The sequence below is a fragment of the Pleomorphomonas sp. T1.2MG-36 genome (assembly GCF_950100655.1).
Lineage (GTDB): Bacteria > Pseudomonadota > Alphaproteobacteria > Rhizobiales > Pleomorphomonadaceae > Pleomorphomonas.
Genome location: NZ_CATNLY010000052.1, coordinates 355,001 through 356,977, shown reverse-complemented (window position 1 = coordinate 356,977; position 1,977 = coordinate 355,001). Strand labels below are relative to the sequence as shown.

The following is a 1,977-nucleotide window of genomic DNA, read 5'->3' as shown; positions in this document are numbered from 1 at the left end:
GTGTTTTGTGAAGAGCTTTGTTCGTGTGGTTTGTTGTTGTTGGTCTTGCACTTTGCAGGCCTGGCAGCGACCTACTCTCCCGCGTCTTAAGACGGAGTACCATTGGCGCTGGGGAGTTTCACGGCCGAGTTCGGGATGGGATCGGGTGCATTTCTCCCCGCCATGACCACCAGGCCGGCGAAGTGCAATAGCTTGGCTTTCCCTTGTGGGGGAGAGCTGAGCTTGAACGAATGGTCTTTGGCGGCTTTTTGGGCCGGATCGTGATGTTATGTCTTGTTCATCCTTATGGGATGGACAGGGATAATGAGAGCGATGAAGCCGATCGAGCTATTAGTACCGGTAAGCTTCACGCATTGCTGCGCTTCCACACCCGGCCTATCAACGTGGTGGTCTTCCACGGCTCTGATAGGGAGCACTGGTTTTGAGGTTCGTTTCCCGCTTAGATGCCTTCAGCGGTTATCGAGTCCATACGTAGCTACCCTGCAATGCGGCTGGCGCCACAACAGGTCCACCAGAGGTATGTCCATCCCGGTCCTCTCGTACTAGGGACAGATCCTCTCAATACTCCTACACCCACGGCAGATAGGGACCGAACTGTCTCACGACGTTCTGAACCCAACTCACGTACCACTTTAATCGGCGAACAGCCGAACCCTTGGGACCTTCTCCAGCCCCAGGATGTGATGAGTCGACATCGAGGTGCCAAACGATGCCGTCGATATGGACTCTTGGGCATCATCAGCCTGTTATCCCCGGCGTACCTTTTATCCGTTGAGCGATGGCCCGTCCACGAGGGACCACCGGATCACTATGGCCGTCTTTCGACTCTGCTCGACGTGTCAGTCTCGCAGTCAGGCAGGCTTATGCCATTGCACTCGTCGACCGATTTCCGACCGGTCTGAGCCTACCTTCGCGCGCCTCCGTTACTCTTTGGGAGGCGACCGCCCCAGTCAAACTACCCACCACACACTGTCCCGGACCCGGATGACGGGCCGCGGTTAGACAGTCATGACGATAAGGGTGGTATTTCAAGGATGGCTCCATCTGAGCTGGCGCCCAAACTTCATAGCCTACCACCTATCCTACACATGCCGACACGAATGCCAGTGTGAAGCTATAGTAAAGGTGCACGGGGTCTTTCCGTCTGACCGCAGGAACCCCGCATCTTCACGGGGAATTCAATTTCACTGAGCCTGTGCTGGAGACAGCGGGGAAGTCGTTACGCCATTCGTGCAGGTCGGAACTTACCCGACAAGGAATTTCGCTACCTTAGGACCGTTATAGTTACGGCCGCCGTTTACCGGGGCTTCAATTCGGAGCTTGCACCCCTCCTCTTAACCTTCCGGCACCGGGCAGGCGTCAGACCCTATACGTCGCCTTAACGGCTTCGCAGAGCCCTGTGTTTTTGTTAAACAGTCGCCACCCCCTAGTCTGTGCCCCCCGATAACGGTTGCCCATTACCGGGGCCTCCTTCTCCCGAAGTTACGGAGGCAATTTGCCGAGTTCCTTCAGCACAATTCGCTCAACGCCTTGGTATACTCTACCAGTCCACCTGTGTCGGTTTCGGGTACGGTCTGATGCAGGGGCTATTTCCTGGAACGCTGAGACCGCAAGTCCAATCCGATAAGGACTTACGATCCTTCACATCCGTCACCACCTGCTGGCTGAGGAATATTCACCTCATTCCCATCGACTACGCCTTTCGGCCTCGCCTTAGGGACCGGCTAACCCTGCGAAGACTAGCTTTACGCAGGAACCCTTGGACTTTCGGCGAGGGTGATTCTCACACCCTTAGCGTTACTCATGTCAGCATTCTCACTTCCGATACCTCCAGAGGTCCTCACAGATCCTCCTTCACAGGCCTACGGAACGCTCCGCTACCGCGTGTACAAGTACACACCCATAGTTTCGGTGCACGGCTTGAGCCCCGTTACATTGTCCGCGCAGGAACCCTTATCTAGACCAGTGAGCTGTTAC

At 55.7% G+C, this 1,977-nt stretch carries 2 rRNA genes (1 of these 2 running past the window's edge); both read right to left on the bottom strand.

Annotation, left to right across the window (positions count from 1 at the left end):
* Positions 1 to 58 precede the first annotated feature (58 nt).
* Positions 59 to 174: ribosomal RNA gene (rrf, locus tag QQZ18_RS22690) — 5S ribosomal RNA — on the bottom strand.
* A 135-nt stretch (positions 175 to 309) separates the two neighbouring features.
* A 23S ribosomal RNA gene (locus QQZ18_RS22685) occupies positions 310 to 1,977 on the bottom strand; it runs 1,161 nt beyond the window's last position.